Here is a 17,779-nt window from a genome sequence, read left to right as displayed (position 1 = left end):
ATGCCCCAGCTGGGTCCTCATCGACGCGTGCATAGGATCGGCGGCATGGCGACACGGCTCGTTCACGTTGCGATGGATGCTCGTGATGACTCCGCACTCGGCCGGTTCTGGGCGGAGGCGCTCGGCTGGAGCATCTCCGGCGACGAAGCCGGCGAGACCAACGTCGAGCCCGAGGGCTTCGCCTATCCCGACCCCATCGCTCTCTGCATCGACTTCCTTCGCGTCCCGGAATCCAAAACGGTGAAGAACCGCGTGCACATCGACCTCGCCACCACCTCTGCGGCCCATCAGGCGGATCTGGTCGCGCGCCTCCAGGATCTCGGCGCGACGCCCGTCGACGTGGGCCAGGGTGACGTCCCGTGGACGGTCCTCGCTGACCCGGAGGGCAACGAGTTCTGCGTGTTGGAGCCTCGATCGGTCTACCGGGACACCGGGCCGATGGCCGCGGTGGTGGTCGACTGCGCGGACCCCCGGGCCATGGCCCGGTTCTGGGGCGAGGCGATGGACTGGACCCTGCACGAGGTGACCGACGATCATGCGGTGCTGCGCTCCGCCAAGGGTGTCGGGCCGTATCTCGAGTTCCTCCGCACGCCTGATGTGAAGACCGTGAAGAACCGCATCCATCTCGACCTCCGGCCCTACCCCGGCGACGATCAAGCGGCGGAGGTGGCCCGGCTGCGGGCTCTCGGCGCCACCGACCTCGACGTGGGCCAGGGTGACGTGTCGTGGACGGTCCTCGCCGACCCGGAGGGCAACGAGTTCTGCGTCCTCACCCCGCGCTGACGCGGAGCCTCTTCACCTGCGGGTCGTACAACGGCTCCTCGGCGACGTCGTCGCCACCGCCGTCGAAGGAGGTTCGCCCGCAAGCGTCCGTGGACGGCCAGGCCGTCGCCGAGAGGCGGGACGGCACCACCGAACACGGCTACCAGTGGGCCGACGACCGGAGCGACATCGACCGCCGGCACCGTTTTCCGTGGGTTCGGGTGGTCTGCCGGCCCGGCGCGCGGAAGCTCACGGACCTGAAGAAGGTCGCGATCTCCCTGGGGACCCTCACGGGCAGCGTGGAGGCCTCGAAGATCGCCGGACGTGAGGTGCCCACAAAGTCGGCGACGGGGTCTCGGTCTGCAAGAAGGTGTCTCAAGGCCCCTCCGCTGCTCTGGCCGTCGCGGCGGCGTGCTCATCGGCGGTCATGCCGCGGTCGGGGAAGCGCTGGTTGAGGTCGTACTGATCGTCAGCCCACTGCTGGTAGTCCCGCCGGACGGCGAGCTCGTCGGAGTCGGCGATGCGGGCGATATCGGCCCAGGTCACCCCAGCCAGCAGCGCGTGGTGGACGTTCGACGGATGGCGCACGGTGCGCGCGATGCTCTCCGCCAATGCCAGCAATTCGATGTGTTCGGCCACGGTGAGCGGAGGCCGGTCATCGGCTCCATGCCGGGCGGGGTCATAGATCCCTCGTTCCACCAGCTCAATCCGGGCACGAGCCGATGCGTTCCTGGCGGCCAGCTCGTTGTAGCGCTCCAGTTGCCGACTGACGGGCATGTCGTAGCGAGCGTCGTGCCAGGTCGTGCTGTGCTCAGGCATGGTCATTGACGACTTCTCCAGGTTGGCTTCAAGGGGGGTCCCGGTAGGTGGTCCGGCCGGGACTCGAGAGCGCTGTGTGAAGATCACGAGAGGGTACCGGAGCGCGTTGACGGGCCCACTGGTCGGCCCCGGCGGGGTCGCCTGGCCGGGGCCGGATGATCTGCGCTCTCCGCCAAGATATCTTGCGCTCTCCGCTAACGACACGGGATAACCGGCGTCGCAGGATTGCCTCTCGAACGAATGCGACTTGATCGGGGCAGGTGCGCGGGGGCGCGGATGCCGGGGCCAGGACGCCCGCGTTGCTCGTTGCCCTGCTGGTCGTGTTGATCGCCGGATCCGGCGGTCAGACGCGGTTCGACCTGGATGGCTGAGATGACCCTGGTAGAGCGGTGGAGCGGTCGGCGTCGCACGAGCGCGAGCCGCGCCTCCGTGCCGGCGGGAAGCCGTGATGGTCCTGCGCAGTCGGGGCGGATCGCTCGGATATATCTGGACAAAGTGGGGCGTTCGGCTGTGCTCGGTCGAGTGCTTCTGGCTGCCGTGTCCGCTCTCGGCCTCGTCGTCGCTCCAGCGGTCGCGACCCCGGCGACCGCCACGTCGGCGCGTGAGGAGTGCAACCCCGAAGCGGGCGTGGTGAAGCTGCCCGGCGGAGAGCCCTGGGCGCAGAAGCGGCTGGACATCAAGACGGCGTGGCGGCTGAGCACCGGCGCCGGCGTACGGGTGGCGGTCATCGACAGCGGCCTCGACGTCAAGCATCCGCAACTGCCCTGGCTCTCCACCTTCGTCGACTTCACCGGAACCGGCTACACCGACTGCGTCGGTCACGGCACCGCCGTCACCGGAATCATCGCCGGCCGCGTCTATCCAGGCGTCGCCTTCCACGGCGTGGCTCCGCGGGCGACCGTCATAGAGCTCAAACAGAGCAATCAGGCCGAGGGCCACGTCGCCAACCTGGCGGCGGCCATCGACAAGGCGGTCCAGCTCAAGGCCGACGTCATCAACATCTCGATCAAGGCGGCCGACAATCCCACGCTCAAGGCGGCCGTCCAGAACGCCCTGGCCAGAGATGTCGTGATCGTCGCCGCCGCGGGCAACATCACCGACAAGAAGGAGGACGTGCCCGCCTACCCGGGCTCCTATGAGGGAGTGCTGGCCGTCGGCTCGGCCACTACCGACGGGCGGCGCGCCGACTCCTCCAACACGGCCACACCCGTCGGCGTCCTGGGGCCGGGCGTCGGCATCATCGCCCCGTGGCCGCACGGCACGTACAAGCTGGATCTCGAGGGCTCCAGCTTCGGCGCCGCCTACGTGTCAGGGACCGCCGCGCTGGTGCGCGCCCGGTTCCCGCATCTCAACCAGGAGCAGGTACGGCGGCGCATCATCGCCACGGCCGACGGCTCCGTCGGCAAGGGCACCGGGGCGGGCATGGTCAATCCGGTGCAGGCGGTCAGCGCCGTCCTGCCCTTCGAGCCCGCGGGCCGGCCGCTGGTGGCCGCGCCTCCGCCCGCTCCCATCGCGGCGGACGCGATCGCCAAACTCCCACCGGAGGACGCCGGGGCCAGGAACATCTCGCTGGCCGTGACCGCGGGGGCGCTGATCCTCACCGCCGCGGCCGGCGCGCTCGCCCGGGTGCTGCCGCTCGGCAGAAGCCGTGGATGGCGGGCGGGCCCACCGACCTGATGACCCATGTGACTGCTGATGCAGGCGCTGCGCCGCAGCGCTTGATGAAGGGAAACCTACGATGGACCCATTACAGCCGGACGATCCGATGAGGCTGGGCGACCACGACCTGTTGGAACGCCTGCCGGAGGGGCCGCGCGGGACGGCCTTCCTGGGCCGGGAGTCGGAGGACGCGCCTCTCCGGGTGATCAAGTTGTTCACCGGCAAGCCGGACCCGGAAGGCGTCGCGCGTTTCGCCAGGGTCCGGCGCCTTTCCAGCTCGTCCATCGCGCGAACGGTGGACGTCGGTCTGCACGAGGGCCACCTCTACGTCGTGCGCGAACACGTCGAGGGGCGCAGCCTCGCCGAGCTTGTCGCAGCCGATGGGCCGCTCGACGCCGAGGCCGTGGAGCGGGTGGCCGTCGGCACGCTGACCGCGCTGACCGCCGCGCACCTGGCGGGCATCACCCACCGGGGACTGACCCCCAGCAACGTCATCATGGGCGCCGACGGCCTCCGGGTGACCGACCTGGACCTCGGCGAGCCCGCCGGTGAGATCGGCTACCGTTCGCCCGAGCAGCTGAGAGGCGAGCCGTACGGTTCCTCCGCGGACCTGTTCGCCTGGGCGGCCACGGTGGTCTTCGCGGCCACCGGCAAGGCGCCGTTCGGTCAGGACGCCGACGCGGTGCTGACCGGGGTGCCCGCGCTGGGCACGCTGGCGGAGCCGCTGCTGGGCGTGGTGTCCGCGGCGCTGGCGAAGGACGCCGGGCAGCGGCCGACCACGTACGCGGCGCTGTTGCGCCTGCTCGGCGGCCCGGCGGCGGAGCCGGAGGTCGCGGCTGAGCCGCCGCCGGCGGAGGCGGTGACCCGGCCTCCGGCGTTCGGTCTCCCCGCCCTGCCGCCGGCGGCGGACGGCGCGCCGCTCGAAGGTGTGCCGGTCCAGCCCCCGCAGCAGGTGTGGGAGCAGCCCAAGCCGCAACAGGCGTGGGAGCCGCCCAAGCCACAGCAGGCGTGGGAAAGGCCCAAGCCGCAGCAGCCCATGTGGGAGTCGCCGCAGCGGCCCCAGGTGTTGCAGGCGTCGGTCGTGGAACCGTCTTCGCCGCGCCGGAGGTTCCCGGTCGGCCTGGCCGCCTCGGTGGCCGCGCTCATGGTGCTGTCAGGCGTGGGCATCTGGGGAGCCAGTCGTTACACGGACACCCAGCGGATCAACTCGATCGGCGTCTCGGCCGACGGCAAGGTCACCGGCGGAGCCACCGGATCGGCCGACGCGGGAGGGAAGGGAACGGCCGACTCCGGTGACGGGGCGGTCGCGCAGCCGGGCGAGCCGGGCGCCGACCAGCCGCAGCCCGAGGTGACCGTGCCGTGGGCCACGGCGTCCGAGGCCGACCCGTACGGCGTGGGCCCGCTCGTCCTGCCCACCGAGGAGCCGTCGGGCGTCCCGACCGCGCCCGCGTACAGCATGGTGCCGACGCCCTCGCCGCCGCCGACCCAGCCGGTTCCCACGGCTCAGCCGACGACCCCGCCGCCGACCAAGCAGCCGACCGCGCAGCCGACGACCCCGCAGGCGACGCCTGCACAGCCGAAGAGCCCGCGGGTGACCAAGACGGTCACGGCGACGCCGACGCCCAAGGACACGACGCCCAGGAACACCAGGACGCCGGAGCAGTCCCAGGAGCCGACCCCGACTTCCGAGAAGACGACCGAGCCCCCGACCCCGACGCCCAAGAAGAGCACCGAGCCTCCGTCCCCGACGCCGACTCCTGTCAAGAGCACGCAACAGGCGCCGGCTCCGCCGCCTGCGACGGAGGCCCCCGCGCCCCCGCCGGAGACGAATAGCGCGGCCCCGCCGCCCGCGCAGCCGCAGCCGGAGCCGAAGAACCCCTACACGCCGGTCCAGGTGTGCGGGTCCGGCTTCTACGTGCAGCGCTCGCAGGCGTTCAACGGTGGTGAGACCTTCCAGCTGTACAACAGCGGCACCAAGCAGAACTGCGTGGTGACGATGAAGTACGCGGGCGTGGGCAGGGAGAGCCCGGTCAGCGCGACGCTCGACGTCCAGGGCGGGAGCAGCGCGACCGACAGCGGCAACTACAAGTACTACGCCGGGCCGGTCAAGCTGGTCGCCCCGGGCAGGTGCGTGAAGTTCTCCGGCAGCGTCGATGCGGGAAGCACCGCCGCGGGCTGGGCGAACTGCGGCTGATCCAGCACCGACGGCCCCACCCCGAGCTTTCCGGGTGGGGCCGTCGTCGTCGCCCGAGATCCGGACGAGCGGCGGCCGCCGCGGCCGTCAGTAGGGCTTGTAGCCGCCGCCTCGTTCGAGGGACTGGATGCCGGGGTGGCCGCCGAGGTTGCCGTAGCGGCTGTAGGTGTACAGGACTCCCGCGATGATGTTGTCGACCGGATCCAGGATCCTGCCGTGGCCGGGCAGGGCGTGCGCGTTGAACGTCGGCGGGATGGTCTGCATCAGGCCCTGGGACGGAACGCCGTTCTTGGCGTTGATGTCCCAGGTGTTGACGGCGCCGGGGTTGCCGCCGGACTCGTGGTAGATGATCGTCCAGATGCGCTGGACGTCCTGGGGGTCGTTCGGGTCCAGGTCATTGACGTCGATGCCGCGTTCGCGCATGACGTCCGCCATCTCGGGTGACTTGATGACGGTGAGCGCCTGCTTGATCCACTCGACGACCTCGGCCTTGGGCGCGGGCGTGGTGCCCGCCGGCGAGACCCCGCCGCCCGACCCGGAGCCGCCACCGGCTCCCGCGCCGCCGCCGGACTTCGAGCCGTCACCGCCCGACAGCCGCGTGTCCCCCTGAGAGGATGTCGTCCGCTTCCAGATGACCTTCTTGTCGCCCGGGTCGAAGTCCGCCCCTCCGGGATACGGGATGTCGGAGAAGAAGCCGAACCGCGAGTTCTCCCCGGTCCCGCTCGCCTGGACGCGGCCGGCCAGCGTGTTCTTGGCGGCCGTGACGGCCTCCTCGGCGGCCTTGACATGTCCCTTGGCCAGCTCGATCTTGGTGTTCACCAGAGTGGTGAAGTCCCGGTCCTCGGGCAGCGCGCGCATGGCGTCGACCTGATCCTTGTCGCGGTGGTTGACAAGATAATTCCCGATGAAAACTTGCGCACCGCCGACCGTTTCATCGCAAAGCTTGCGGATTTCCGCGGAAGCCTTCTCCAGTGCCGTGGCGGTTTGGTCGAGCGCTGTCGCGCAGGCGGTGACGGCGGTGTTGAATTCGCCGCCCGCTTTGGGATAGAGACGCATGTGGCGGTCGAAGGCGTCCGCGGAATCGCCTTCCCACTTCAGGTCGACCTCGTTGATGTTCCTGATGAGCGCGGAGGTGACGTCCGCGGCCTGGTGGGAGCATGATCGCCAGGTCGAGGCGAGGGCCCTGATTCCCTGAGGATTGCCCGTCACCTTGTCGAGCATGGCCTGTAACTCCGCCCCGCGGGGGACCTCGGTGATGTCCGGCGCGGTTACGGTGATGATGATGGTGCTGTCGGTGCTCATGCGCCCGAGTCCTTCTCCGCCTTGCGGAGGTTGGCCTCCACATCGTTGAGCGCCCGCTCGACGCTCTCCAGCTTGAGCTGCGCGCTGTCGAGTTCGACGCGGATTCCGGACCAGGCGGCGTCCATCTTGGCGGCCAGCTCCTGCGCGCCGTCCAGCTTGCCGAACAGCTTGGCGTCCGTCAGCTCGGCGGGAGGCTTCGACTTGGTCTTCTTGAAGATTTCGTCGAGATCGAACCCCTTGGCCGCGATGTTGATCCGCGTCCTGCACTCGTCGAATGCCTTGTAGGAAACATCAACGAAGCCTGCGCTCATGAAAGTCGAGCATAGTGGAGATCATTGAGGTTGGTGAGTCCCGTTTTCCTCCACTTCCAAGGAAGCTGTCTGGATCAGCCGGTCTCCGAACCTTCTGTCCACATAAAAGGCCCGGCCGGGCGGGAGGGGCTGCGGTCGCACCTTGCCGAACAGCACACCTTCCTCCCGGTTGCCCGACATGATCAGCGCCGGGCTGGCCATCTCCTTGAGCCGCTGCACCGCCTGGTCGTACATGGCACGGTTGGCGCCGCCCATCTGACGGGCGAGGATCAGGTGCAGTCCGATGTCCCGCGCCTGCGGCAGCAGCTCCGCCAGCGGTTGCAGGGGATTGTTCGAGGTGGCCACCAGGTCGTAGTCGTCCACCACGACGTAGAGGTCCGAACCCTTCCACCAGCTGCGCTCGCGAAGCTGGTCGGGCGTCAGGTCGGCGGGCGGCAGGCGCTTGAGCAGGGCGAAGCGCACCTCCTGCACCAGCTCCGCCGCCGCCGCGCTGGAGACCGCGTAACCGATGCGGTGCTCGGTGGCCGCGGTGTCGAGGAGCGACCGGCGGTAGTCGATCACGACCAGCCTGGCTTCCTTGGGCGTCTTGCGCGCGACCAGACCTTCCATGATCAGCTTCAGCACGTTCGACTTGCCGCACCCGGTGTCGCCGAAGACGACGACGTGCGGATCGGCCTCGAAGTCGAGGGCGACCGGCGAGAGCGTCGCCTCGTCGATGCCGATCGCGATGCGGTTCTTGCCGGTCTCCTCGGAGCCCGGCAAGGCGGTCGCGGGGAGCAGGGACGGCAGCAGCCGCACGGGACGCGCGGCCGGGCCCTCCCACGAGTCTTTGACGATCTCCACGAGGGCGCGCAGCCCGTCGGCGAGGTCGTCGGCGCCGCGCAGCCCGTCGATGCGGGGAAGAGCGGCCAGGAAGTGCATGCCGTCCTTGGTGAGCCCGCGTCCCGGCGCGCCTTCGGGCACCGCCAGCGCCGCGCTGCGGCTGACCTCCGACTCGTAGGCGTCGCCGAGCTTGAGCTCGATCCTGGTGCCGAACAGGTCGCGGATGCCCGGCCGGAACTCCGACCACTTGTTGGTGGTCACCATGACGTGGATGCCGTAGCCGAGCCCGCGCGCGGCGAGGTCGGTGATCACCTGCTCCAGGCTCTCGTACTCCTGCCGGATCGTCAGCCAGCCGTCCACGACCAGGAACACGTCGCCCCAGCCGTCGCCCTCGATGCTGCCGTCGGCCAGCCGCTTGCGGTACGTGGCGATCGAATCGATGCCGTGCTCGGTGAAGTCCCGCTCCCGCTGCTGGAGGACGGTCGAGATCTCGGCGACCGTACGGCGGACCCTGTCGGCGTTCTGCCGGTTGGCCACGCCGCCCACGTGCGGGAGGCCCTCCAGCGCCGACAACGTGCCGCCGCCGAAGTCCAGGCAGTAGAACTGCACCTCCTGAGGCGTGTGCGTGAGCGCCATGCTGGCGATCAGCGCGCGCAGCACGGTGCTCTTGCCGCTCTGCGTGCCGCCCGCGACGCCGACGTGCCCGGCCGCGCCGGACAGGTTCAGCCAGTACGGGTCGCGACGCTGGTCGAAGGGCCGGTCGATGATGCCGATGACGGCGTGCAGGCGTCCCCTGCCGTCCCATCCCGGCGTGGACAGCCCGAGCTCCGGAGTCACCGACAACGAGGGGAGCAGGTGGGCCAGGGTCGGCGGCTCGGCCAGCGGCGGAAGCCAGATGCGGTGCGCCGCGGGGCCACGTCCCGCCAGCCGGCCGACCACGATGTCGAGCAGGCTCGACTGGGAGCCGCCCTCCTCCGCCTCCGCCGGTGCCTCCTTCGGCGGGGTCTCGACGACGGGCAGCGGCGCGAAGGCGCGGCCGTACTCGATGACCTCGCGGGCCGCGGGCTGCCCGCTGTCCGTCACGTGCCTGGGGTCGGGCTGGTAGGCGGCGGAGACGTAGGCGGCCTTGAACCTGGTCATGCCGGTGGTCTCGAACTTGAGGTAGCCGTTGCCCGGCGCCGAGGGCAGCTCGTACGCGTCGGCCACGCCCAGCACGGCCCGGCTCTCCATGGCGGAGAACGTGCGCAGACCGATCCGGTACGACAGGTGCGTGTCGAGCCCCCGTAGCCTGCCCTCGTCCAGGCGCTGGGAGGCCAGCAGCAGATGCACGCCGAGCGAGCGGCCGAGCCGGCCGATCATCACGAACAGGTCGATGAACTCGGGCTTCGTGGACAGCAGCTCGCTGAACTCGTCGAGCACGACGAACAGCGTGGGCAGCGGCAACAGGTCGGCGCCCTGCTCGCGGGCCCGCTCGTAGTCGCGGAGCGAGGCGTAGTTGCCGGTCGCCCGCAGGAGCTCCTGCCTGCGCACCATCTCGCCGTGCAGGGCGTCGTGCATGCGGTCGACCAGCGGGAGCTCGTCCTCCAGGTTGGTGATGACGGCTGAGACGTGCGGGAGGGAGTCGAGGCCGAGGAAGGTCGCGCCGCCCTTGAAGTCGACCAGGACGAAGTTGAGGATCTCCGAGGAGTGCGTGACCGCGAGCCCGAGCACCAGCGTGCGCAGCAGCTCCGACTTGCCGGAGCCGGTGGCTCCGATCAGCAGGCCGTGCGGGCCCATGCCGCCCTGCGCCGACTCCTTGATGTCGAGCTCCACCATGCGGCCGTCGGCGCCGAGCCCGATCGGCACGCGCAGCCTGTTACGGCCGGCCCGTGGCCGCCAGGTGACCGCCGGGTCCAGCGTGCGCGGGTCGCTGATCCCCAGCAGGTCGGTGAGCGTCGTGTTGACCGACAACATGTCCTCGCCGTCGCCGCCGCTCCTCGACGAGGCCCGAAGCGGGGAAAGCTGCCTGGCCAGCCCTTCCATCCACACGAAGGAGAGCTTGTCCGGCGCGCCCAGCCGCGTCTTGCGTTCCTTGCCCGCGTGGTCGAGCTTCACCATGTGCAGGTTGTCCGGCTGGACTTCCATCCGCAGCGTGTTGCCCTCCTCGACGGCGCCGGTGGAGCCGGTCAGGTCGATGACGGTCACGCCCAGGATGGCGTCGCTGCCGAGCTGGGAGTCGTGCGGCACGTGCCCGCCGTCCACGATCACCACGTGGTACGGCAGCTCGTCGGCGGGTGCGCCCGGCTGGAACCTGGGCCGCTCCTTGAGGTCGCCGCCGACGAGCCGATCCAGCTCGCCGATGTTCTCGGCCATCAGACGGACCGGCCCGGACGCGTCGACCACGTCGGGGTGGAGGGCGTGCGGGAGCCACTTGACCCACTCCCAGTGGGGCATGCGCTCCTGGTCGGCGCAGACCATGATCCGGATGTCGTCGGGGGAGTGGAAGACGACGATCTGGCCGATCACGGCGCGTACGAGATCCCGCATCGCCGCGAGGTCGCCGGTGAGCCGGATCCGGGCGAAGGAGGCGAGGGCGACGGCCACGGGCAGCCGGGAGAGCGTGGAGTGCGCGCGCATGAATCTCCGCAGCGCGCCGGACGAGAGCGCGTCCAGGTCCTCCACGGGTTTGGAGTCCGGCGGGAAGAGCTGGATGGCCAGTTTCTGCACGCCGGTGCCGAGGCGGATCGTGCCGAAGTCCTCGTCGCGGGGACGGCGCTCCCATAAGCGGGGTCCCATCGCGATCCACCACAACGAGTCAGGCTCGGGCCCGCTCCACTCCAGGGCCTCGCGCTGCTGCTTGGCGGCGCGCCTGGCCTTCCTGCGGATCTGGCCGAGGTAGCGGAAGTAGTCGCGGCGGGCGCCGTTCAGCCGGTGCTTGCGCTCGCCCGCCTGGCGCCCCATCTGGCCGATGGTCATGCCGACCATGGAGACCGCGAACAGGCCGCTGGCCACGTACATGATCGGGTTGGAGTTGCCGCCCGCGGTGAACATCAGGGCCATCGCCGCGGCGCCCGCCACCATGGGCAGGTAGGCGAGCACCAGCATGAACCCCTGGCCCTGGACCTCGGGGATCTCCGGCGGGGACTCCAGCATGACTTCCCCGCGAGGTGGCTTGGGGCCGGGGCGGCGCTCAGGGCGCCGGACAACCACTTTGCTCACGCGACGTTCTTACCAGAAGCGACCCGCTATGTTCTGTGCTGTCCGTGATGCTTCTGGGACGGAGTGCACCGTGGGATCGAAGGTTCAGAAGCCGCCGCCGCCGGAGTCTCAGCCTCCTGCGGAGGGAGCCGACAGCTCCACGCCGACGCAGTCGGGGCCGATCCAGCAGGGTGCCCTCGCGCAACTGCCGTTGCCGCTGCCGGTGTTGTGCAACGTCACGATCGTGGGTCCGAACCGCAAGGCCGACCTGACGCTGCCCGCCGACATCCCGCTGCCGCACGTGCTGCCGGGGCTGCTGCGCATGCTCGGCGAGGTGGGCGGTGACGCCACGTCGTCGCCGGGATGGACGTTGCAGCGGCTCGGCGGCGCTCCGCTCGACCTGGAGCAGAGCCTCGGCACGCTCGGCGTGCTCGACGCCGAGGTCCTCTACCTCCGCCCGCGCGAGTCGATCCTGCCTGCCGCGATCTTCGATGACGTGGCCGACGTCGTCGCCACCGGCGTGCGCAACGGACCGGGCACGTGGACGGCGGCGCACAGCAGGGCCCTCGGCGCGGCCGGCGCCACGGGACTGCTGGTCCTCGGCGCCGTCGGCCTGGCCCTGGCGGGCCTGCCGCCGCTGGTCGGCACGGTCGTCTTCGGAGTGCTCGCGCTGCTGCTGATCGCCGCGGGGACCGTGCTGTCGCGGGCCATGGGCGACTCCACGGCCGGCGCGCTGATCGGCCACGCGGCGCTGCCGTACGGCTTCCTGGCCGGGCTGTTCACCCCCGCGGGAAGCGGGAGCATGGCCGAGGTCGGCGCTCCCCATGTACTCGCCGCGTTCGCCTGTACGGCGCTCGCCGCCGCCGTCGCCGGGATGACGATCTCGCACGGCATACCCGGCTTCCTCGGCACGGCCGTCGCCGCGACGTGCGGTGCGGTCTGCGCGGCGGTGGTCATGGTGTCGGGGGCCGCCCCCGCGGGAGTGGCGGCCGTGGCCATCGCCGTGTTGCTGGCGCTGAGCCCGCTGGTGCCGACGCTCTCGTTCCGGCTGGCCCGGGTGCCGCTGCCGGCCATGCCCACCACGGCAGAAGAGCTGCGCGCCGACAACCAGCGGCTCGACGCGGCGGCGATCCAGGAGCGCACCGTGATCGCCCAGCACTACGCCACGGGGCTGATCACCGCTGTCGGGCTGGCCGCGCTGGTCGCCGAGGCGCTGCTGGTACTGCACGACGGGTTGGTCGCCGACATCATGGCGGTCGCGCTCTCCCTGACGCTCATCATGCGGGCCCGCGTGTTCTCCGGCGTCGGCCAGCGGATCTGGCTGGTCGGCTCCGGCCTGGCGGGGCTGGCCATGGTGGCCTTCGCGCTCAGCTCCAAGGGAGGGGTCATCGGCGCGCTGGCCGTGGCGGTCTGCGTCTTGTGGGTGGCCCTGCTGGCGGTGGGCATCGGGAGGACCCTGTCGTCGGGGAAGCCCTCGCCGTTCTGGGGGCGGGCCGGGGACATCCTGGACGTGTTGCTCGTCGTCGAGCTCTTCCCGCTCGCGGCCGGCGTGCTCGAGATCTACACCTGGGTACGCGGATTGTCGGGCTGACACTCTGCTGCGAGCCAAGCGGCGGAGCGAGGGGGTCCCAGGGCGCCCGGCGCCCGGGGACGAGGTCGTCAGCTGATGCGCTCGTATCCGCCACCGGAGTCGGTGGTCTTGGTGCCGCCGGAGAACTTCACCCAGGAGCCGGTCGGCGCGGCGTGGTAGACGGGCACGGTGTGCAGAGGGGTGATCTCCTCGTTCTTCACCACGCCCGCTCCCTTCACGTCCACCGCGCACCAGACGAAGGTGCGCGTGCCCACGTCCTTGGTCTTGAACGTCACCGCGCAGGCGTTCTGCTTGCCGGCGTTGTAGAGCAGGTAGGCGACGCCGCCGGTGAACGTGGCCTGGCGCTCGACCGAGTAGCCGGGGCCGCAGACCGTGGCGGGCGTCTCGGTCGTCCGGCCGGAGGCCGAGGCGGTGGTGGCGGTGAAGACCGCCGTCGTGCCGAGCGCGGCCACGATGACCGCGCCGATCGTCCTCTTCTTCAACCTCAAGATCTTCATCTCCATATCGCGGGGTTTGACCGTCGGGCCGGCTGATCCGCTCGACGGTGGCGGTTCTGCGAGCGTTCAGGCCCCATCCGGGCCGCGCCGCATTCGCCGAGGGGCAATCTTGCGACGCCGCATTCTTCGCGTCGTTAGCGCAGAGCGCAGAAAGTGTTGGCGCTAAGCGCAGAGTTTTTCCCGTTTGCGCGACTTTGTGATCAGTGTGGCAAGTGGTGGTTACCATGCGAATCGATGTTGTTTCGCGGAGGTTGTCCGCCCTATTCGCGTCGACCAACCGCCGTGCGAGACAAGGAAATGTCCACTTGGAGGTCCAGTGGCACTGTACGGAGCAAGTCCGACGCAGTTGACCAATGCTGCCGGGTACTGCCAGGACACCGCGCAGTACATCGAAGGCATGCGTCAGCGGGTTCAGACGATCAAGGGCGACTTGACCACCCAGGGTTGGCGGGGTGGCGCGGCCCAGAAGTTCAGCCACGCGCTCGACGAGTGGGACGTCGAGTTCAAGGCTGTGATCAAGATCCTCGAGGACATCCACGACCGGCTCAACATCGGCGCCGGCGTCTACCGGAACGCCGCCGACCAGAACATGGAGCTGTCCGGGTCGCTGACCAGGGACGGCTTCATGGGCCGGATCGACAACGTCGTCAACGACAACTAGCCGACCGAGGCAACGGAGATCCCAGTGACCGTCCCCGATGATCACACATTCGTCAAGTTCGGCAGCATGGAGCAGGCGTACGAGGAGCTCAAGAAGATCGTGACCGAGCTCGACAAGGCCACGGACGATCTGTTCTCCGACATCAAGAAGGAGCTCGCAGCCAGCTGGGAAGGCGAGGCCGAGCAGTTCTTCAACACCAAGAAGGACCAGTGGAACGCCCACGAGCAGGCGATGGCCAAGCAACTGTTCCAGGCGGCCGGCGCCGTCAACATCGCCAAGGGCAACTACGAGAGCGCCGAGCGGCGCAACATCGCCATCTGGACGGACTGACGCGCCTCCTCGGTCACCGTGGCGACGCGGTGACCGAGATCTCGCATCTGCAGGGGTAAGCGATGGGCAAGCAGGAACCCGAACCGCCAACCGATCCGCTCAGCGTCGAGCCGCACACGGCCGAGAAGTTCCAGGGCGACGGGAGGGTGCACGAGCCCTCCATGATGCGCTCGATCGCCGAGGCTCTGTCGAAGAACCTCGCGACCCTGGAGAGGCCGGGCATCAGCGGGAGGGCTCTGATCGACGTCCAGCCCGGCGCCACCCAGTTCGGGGAATGGGCGGACGCCAAGACCTTCGGCGCGACCGCGGGCAAGGACAGCGCGGGACAGAAGCTCGGCCAGGTCCACGCCGAGTTCATCAAGGCGTACAAGAACGTCATCGCGGCCATCGAGGCGAGCGCGGGAAACCACGCCGAGGCGGACACGCGGAACGAGAGCACCTGACCATGGCCGACAGCGGTTCGAAGCGCGAGACGCTCGTCATCTGGGGGGACAGGGTGCCCACCGGCGAGGGCGAGCCCCATCCGAAGGCGGAGATCCTGCGCCTGCTGGGGACGTGCCAGCCGGATCAGGTCAAAGGGGCCGGATCCACCTACATCAGCGCGGCCGAGGCGGTCATCAACGCGGTCGTCGGGATCGAGGACCACGCCGGCAGGATCCTCACCATCTGGAAGGGGCCGGACGCCGACAGGGCCCGCACCGCGCTCGAGCTCATGTACGCCACAGGGCAGGAACTGGCGAGGAAGCTCGCGGAGATGGGCCGGAGCCTGGAGGCCTACGCGGGGTACATCCCCGCGGCCATCGCCGAGGTCCAGGGCATCAAGGTGGACAAGACCGACCCGCAGGTCCAGGAGATGGTCCGGGTCCAGAAGTTGTTGCTCAAGGTCGACCTGGAGGGCGACGACGAGACCAACGCCATCGCCGCGGTCGAGGACCTCAGGGCGCAGGAGGCCCTGAAGAGGCTCAACGAGAAGATCCGCGACCTGCACCTCACCTCGGTCCCCTACAACATCACCTACGAACTGCCCGCCGTGACGATCCCGGCCGGGCCCGGTGGTGACCTGACGAGCGTCCAATACGGGGGGACGAGCGGGAGCCAGGGGCCCACGTTCGGCGACGGCGATCCCGGCGCCGACGGTGCGGGCGTCAGCGGCTCGGGTGGCACGGGCGAGACCGCCACGCGGGTCGCGGCGGACGGCCACCAGGACGACGTCCGGCCAGGTGGCGAGGACGGCGCCGTCCCGGGGACGCAACCCGCTGAGCAACCCGGCCAGGAGCAGCCCGGCGACGGGCAGCGACCAGGCGGTGGGGACGGATCCGGGCAACAGTCCGGCGGCCAGAGCACAAGCGCGGGTTCGGAGGACGGCACCGCCCCTCCGGTGATCGGCGCCCAGGACAGGACCGACCTCGACGACGCCACTCCCGAGGCCGACCCCGCCCGGACCGAGACCTCGGCCTACCAGCCCCCGACCACCACGCCGACCACGATCGGCAACCATCCTCCGAGAACGGCGATCCCCGCCACGACCCCGACGCCGACCGGCACGACCCCGGGCGTCCCGTCGGTGATCGGTTCACCGAACAGCGCGTACACACCCGGCGGGCGCCTCGGGGCGATGCGCGGCGGCAGCCCGGCGGGCCTGTCAGGCACGCCGTTCCTGCCCATGATGGGGACCGGAGGCCCGATGGGTGACGAGGGCGGCGACCTGGAGCGCGCCACCTACCTGTCGGAGGACAGATCGGCCTGGACCAGCAGCCACGACGTGACGGACCCGGTGATCGGATGAGCGACCAGCAACCAAGCGGCACGGGGCAGCAGCCAAGCGGCACGGGCCGGCAACCGACCGGTCAACAGCAGGGCGGTATGGGTCAGCAGCCCTACGGTGGCTACGGTGCCTTCCCGACGAGCATCCAGGTGCCGCAGCGCTCGTCGGGCATCTCCTTCAAGGTAGGAGAACTCGACGCGGCCAGCGGCAAGATCAACGGCCAGGCGGCACTCATCGACGTGCTGCGGGCCAAGTCCAGCCACATGGGTGTCCCGTTTCCCAGCTTCGGGACGATCGGCATCGGGATCACCAGAGCCCACGACAAGGCGATCGCGGCCCAGTCCGCCGCCCTGGAGAGAGGCAAGAAGGCGCTGCAGAGCTGGCAGGCCGCGCTGAAGAAGGCCGACGCCAACTACCACGAGGCCGAGACGTCGGACTACGGCATGTGGCGCAACGAGGAGGAGATCGACTCGGGCGCCGGAGGTGTCCCGACCCCGAAGATGCCCACCGTGCCGGACGCGAACCTGCCGGGCGGCGACGTGCCCGGCGGCGACCTGCCGGACACGGATCTCCCCGGTACGGACCTGCCCGGCACGGACCGTCCGGGCGGCGACCTGCCGGGCGGCGACCTGCCGAATGGCGACCTGCCGGGCACCGACCGGCCCACGACCGACGTGCCGGGCGCCGATCTGCCCGGGGTCGACCGGCCGGATTCCGACCTGCCCGGCGGCAACGACCCGAACATGAAGGTTCCCGACATCGACTCGGCGCTCAACGAGCCGCAGGACAAGACCGGCCTGTCCTCGTTCGATCCCAGGACGCAGCAGCTCAACGGGGTACCGAACCCGAACCTGACCGATCTGAGCACGCGCCAGGGAACCGCATTCGGCTCGCCGACCGGCAGCGGCGCGGGCTCCGACGGTGGCGCCGGCGCCGGTCTGCGGGGGCAGGGAGGCTTGGGCACGCCCGGCGGCCTGGGCAGCGGCATGCCGATGGCGCCCATGATGCCGATGAGCGGCGCGAGCAGCGACGAGCGCGACAGGGAGCAGGGCTCGCTGTTGTCGGAGGACGAAGGCGTGTGGGGTGACGACGAGGACATCGCCCCCGAGATCATCGGCAAGGAGAAGCAGTGAGCTACGGGGAGGGCAAGGGCCTCTACTACGCAGCGGCCGCCACCGCATCGGGCGCGGCACTCCTGATCAGGCGTCCCTGGGCCTACTACGTGGTTCTGATGATCGGCCTCATGGTCTCCGACCCGGGACGGATGTCCTCGTCGGCCAAGAACTGGCGCACCACCGACCACGGCGGGCTGACCTCCGAACTGACCGCGCTCGAAGGGCAGCTCAAGGAGTTGCAGGCCGCGCTCAGCGGCCCGGGAGTCAAGTGGGAGGGCGCGGCCCGCGAGCAGTTCGACCAGGCGTACAACGACTTCACCCAGTCCCTCGCCACGCTCAAGTCAACGCGGAACGCCACTGGTGAAGCCGTCGACCAGAGCGCGAAGTTGTACTACTACGGGGCGATCACCTTCATGGGCATCGCCAGCTTCATGATGATGTACGCCCTGGCGATGATCGCGATCCAGCGCTACGTGCCTTTCGCCTATGCGCTCGATCTCAAGGTCGGCAAGGTCGCCGTCGAAGCGGGGAAGAAGGTGCTGCTCAAGCACGGCATCGCGGTCGGCCTCCTCACCACCCTGCTCTACCAGGCCGTCCAGCAGTCCGAGGCCAGCGGGAAGGCCTTCCCCACGATGAAGGGCATCCCGAACCAGCTCACCAACCTGAAGTCCGGCGCCATGCCGGAGTTCAGCAGTTCCGCACTCGACTACGACGTGGCGGGCGGCACGCTGACCCCCAAACTGGACACGAAGGGCGGCCTCGGCGGCCTCTGAG

At 69.9% G+C, this 17,779-nt stretch carries 15 protein-coding genes; 10 read left to right on the top strand and 5 right to left on the bottom strand.

Going from position 1 to position 17,779, the window contains the following annotated elements; translation table 11 throughout:
• Positions 1 to 45: 45 nt before the first annotated feature.
• Complete coding sequence (locus ACWEVS_RS27905; protein WP_452554001.1) at positions 46 to 783, top strand: VOC family protein; 738 nt, start codon at positions 46 to 48, stop codon at positions 781 to 783.
• 354 nt (positions 784 to 1,137) lie between these two features.
• On the opposite strand, the gene ACWEVS_RS27900 is transcribed toward ACWEVS_RS27905, so the two are convergent.
• Positions 1,138 to 1,587: a hypothetical protein gene (locus ACWEVS_RS27900; RefSeq protein ID WP_354908757.1), complete on the bottom strand. Its 450-nt coding sequence runs from the start codon at positions 1,585 to 1,587 to the stop codon at positions 1,138 to 1,140.
• Positions 1,588 to 2,103: 516 nt separating this feature from the next.
• On the opposite strand from ACWEVS_RS27900, the gene ACWEVS_RS27895 reads away from it, so the two are divergent.
• Together ACWEVS_RS27895 and ACWEVS_RS27890 are read left to right on the top strand one after the other, a co-directional pair.
• Positions 2,104 to 3,258, top strand: coding sequence for a S8 family serine peptidase (locus ACWEVS_RS27895; RefSeq protein WP_452554000.1), 1,155 nt, complete (start codon positions 2,104 to 2,106; stop codon positions 3,256 to 3,258).
• Positions 3,259 to 3,319: 61 nt separating this feature from the next.
• The gene (locus ACWEVS_RS27890) at positions 3,320 to 5,434 is read left to right on the top strand and encodes a serine/threonine protein kinase (RefSeq protein ID WP_452553999.1); all 2,115 of its coding nucleotides are present in this window, start codon (positions 3,320 to 3,322) and stop codon (positions 5,432 to 5,434) included.
• A gap of 87 nt (positions 5,435 to 5,521) precedes the next feature.
• Here the strand turns inward: ACWEVS_RS27890 and ACWEVS_RS27885 are convergent, their stop codons facing one another.
• From ACWEVS_RS27885 to eccCa, 3 genes are read right to left on the bottom strand one after another with little or no spacing between them, the layout of a single operon-like run.
• Positions 5,522 to 6,736, bottom strand: a complete 1,215-nt coding sequence (locus ACWEVS_RS27885; protein WP_452553998.1) for a transglycosylase SLT domain-containing protein — start codon at positions 6,734 to 6,736, stop codon at positions 5,522 to 5,524.
• Positions 6,733 to 7,047: a hypothetical protein gene (locus ACWEVS_RS27880; RefSeq protein ID WP_449923305.1), complete on the bottom strand. Its 315-nt coding sequence runs from the start codon at positions 7,045 to 7,047 to the stop codon at positions 6,733 to 6,735. The genes ACWEVS_RS27885 and ACWEVS_RS27880 overlap by 4 nt, the downstream gene beginning before the upstream one ends.
• Before the next feature lie 21 nt (positions 7,048 to 7,068).
• On the bottom strand, positions 7,069 to 11,001 hold the full coding sequence (eccCa, locus tag ACWEVS_RS27875; RefSeq protein WP_452553997.1) for a type VII secretion protein EccCa: 3,933 nt from the start codon (positions 10,999 to 11,001) through the stop codon (positions 7,069 to 7,071).
• A 136-nt stretch (positions 11,002 to 11,137) separates the two neighbouring features.
• Between eccCa and eccD the strand changes: the two genes are divergently transcribed.
• On the top strand, positions 11,138 to 12,637 hold the full coding sequence (eccD, locus tag ACWEVS_RS27870; RefSeq protein ID WP_452553996.1) for a type VII secretion integral membrane protein EccD: 1,500 nt from the start codon (positions 11,138 to 11,140) through the stop codon (positions 12,635 to 12,637).
• A gap of 68 nt (positions 12,638 to 12,705) precedes the next feature.
• Here the strand turns inward: eccD and ACWEVS_RS27865 are convergent, their stop codons facing one another.
• On the bottom strand, positions 12,706 to 13,125 hold the full coding sequence (locus ACWEVS_RS27865; RefSeq protein ID WP_452553995.1) for a hypothetical protein: 420 nt from the start codon (positions 13,123 to 13,125) through the stop codon (positions 12,706 to 12,708).
• A gap of 205 nt (positions 13,126 to 13,330) precedes the next feature.
• Between ACWEVS_RS27865 and ACWEVS_RS27860 the strand changes: the two genes are divergently transcribed.
• The 6 genes from ACWEVS_RS27860 to ACWEVS_RS27835 all read left to right on the top strand — a co-directional run bounded on the left by ACWEVS_RS27860 (position 13,331) and on the right by ACWEVS_RS27835 (position 17,778).
• Positions 13,331 to 13,795: a WXG100 family type VII secretion target gene (locus ACWEVS_RS27860; protein ID WP_449923916.1), complete on the top strand. Its 465-nt coding sequence runs from the start codon at positions 13,331 to 13,333 to the stop codon at positions 13,793 to 13,795.
• A 24-nt stretch (positions 13,796 to 13,819) separates the two neighbouring features.
• Positions 13,820 to 14,125 carry a WXG100 family type VII secretion target gene (locus tag ACWEVS_RS27855; RefSeq protein WP_354908732.1) on the top strand — a complete coding sequence of 102 codons (306 nt, stop codon included), beginning with the start codon at positions 13,820 to 13,822 and terminating at the stop codon, positions 14,123 to 14,125.
• Between the two features lie 62 nt (positions 14,126 to 14,187).
• Positions 14,188 to 14,568, top strand: coding sequence for a hypothetical protein (locus tag ACWEVS_RS27850; RefSeq protein WP_449923293.1), 381 nt, complete (start codon positions 14,188 to 14,190; stop codon positions 14,566 to 14,568).
• Positions 14,569 to 14,570: 2 nt separating this feature from the next.
• Positions 14,571 to 15,911, top strand: coding sequence for a hypothetical protein (locus ACWEVS_RS27845; RefSeq protein WP_452553994.1), 1,341 nt, complete (start codon positions 14,571 to 14,573; stop codon positions 15,909 to 15,911).
• Positions 15,912 to 15,988: 77 nt separating this feature from the next.
• Positions 15,989 to 17,023 carry a hypothetical protein gene (locus ACWEVS_RS27840; protein WP_452553993.1) on the top strand — a complete coding sequence of 345 codons (1,035 nt, stop codon included), beginning with the start codon at positions 15,989 to 15,991 and terminating at the stop codon, positions 17,021 to 17,023.
• Positions 17,020 to 17,778, top strand: coding sequence for a WXG100 family type VII secretion target (locus tag ACWEVS_RS27835; RefSeq protein WP_452416007.1), 759 nt, complete (start codon positions 17,020 to 17,022; stop codon positions 17,776 to 17,778). The genes ACWEVS_RS27840 and ACWEVS_RS27835 overlap by 4 nt, the downstream gene beginning before the upstream one ends.
• The last annotated feature ends 1 nt before the right edge of the window (position 17,779 follow it).

This window comes from Nonomuraea sp. NPDC003754 (assembly GCF_053605785.1).
The sequence above is the reverse complement of the archived record's forward strand: the minus strand, read 5'-3'. Positions and strand labels throughout refer to the sequence as shown.

What these genes read in the sequence shown, in the direction of transcription:
- ACWEVS_RS27905 (WP_452554001.1), top strand. Translation starts at nt 46, where the DNA reads ATGGCGACACGGCTCGTTCACGTTGCGATGGATGCTCGTGATGACTCC.
- ACWEVS_RS27900 (WP_354908757.1), bottom strand. Translation starts at nt 1,587, where the DNA reads ATGACCATGCCTGAGCACAGCACGACCTGGCACGACGCTCGCTACGAC.
- ACWEVS_RS27890 (WP_452553999.1), top strand. Translation starts at nt 3,320, where the DNA reads ATGGACCCATTACAGCCGGACGATCCGATGAGGCTGGGCGACCACGAC.
- ACWEVS_RS27885 (WP_452553998.1), bottom strand. Translation starts at nt 6,736, where the DNA reads ATGAGCACCGACAGCACCATCATCATCACCGTAACCGCGCCGGACATC.
- ACWEVS_RS27880 (WP_449923305.1), bottom strand. Translation starts at nt 7,047, where the DNA reads ATGAGCGCAGGCTTCGTTGATGTTTCCTACAAGGCATTCGACGAGTGC.
- eccCa (WP_452553997.1), bottom strand. Translation starts at nt 11,001, where the DNA reads ATGCTGGAGTCCCCGCCGGAGATCCCCGAGGTCCAGGGCCAGGGGTTC.
- ACWEVS_RS27850 (WP_449923293.1), top strand. Translation starts at nt 14,188, where the DNA reads ATGGGCAAGCAGGAACCCGAACCGCCAACCGATCCGCTCAGCGTCGAG.
- ACWEVS_RS27845 (WP_452553994.1), top strand. Translation starts at nt 14,571, where the DNA reads ATGGCCGACAGCGGTTCGAAGCGCGAGACGCTCGTCATCTGGGGGGAC.
- ACWEVS_RS27840 (WP_452553993.1), top strand. Translation starts at nt 15,989, where the DNA reads ATGGGTCAGCAGCCCTACGGTGGCTACGGTGCCTTCCCGACGAGCATC.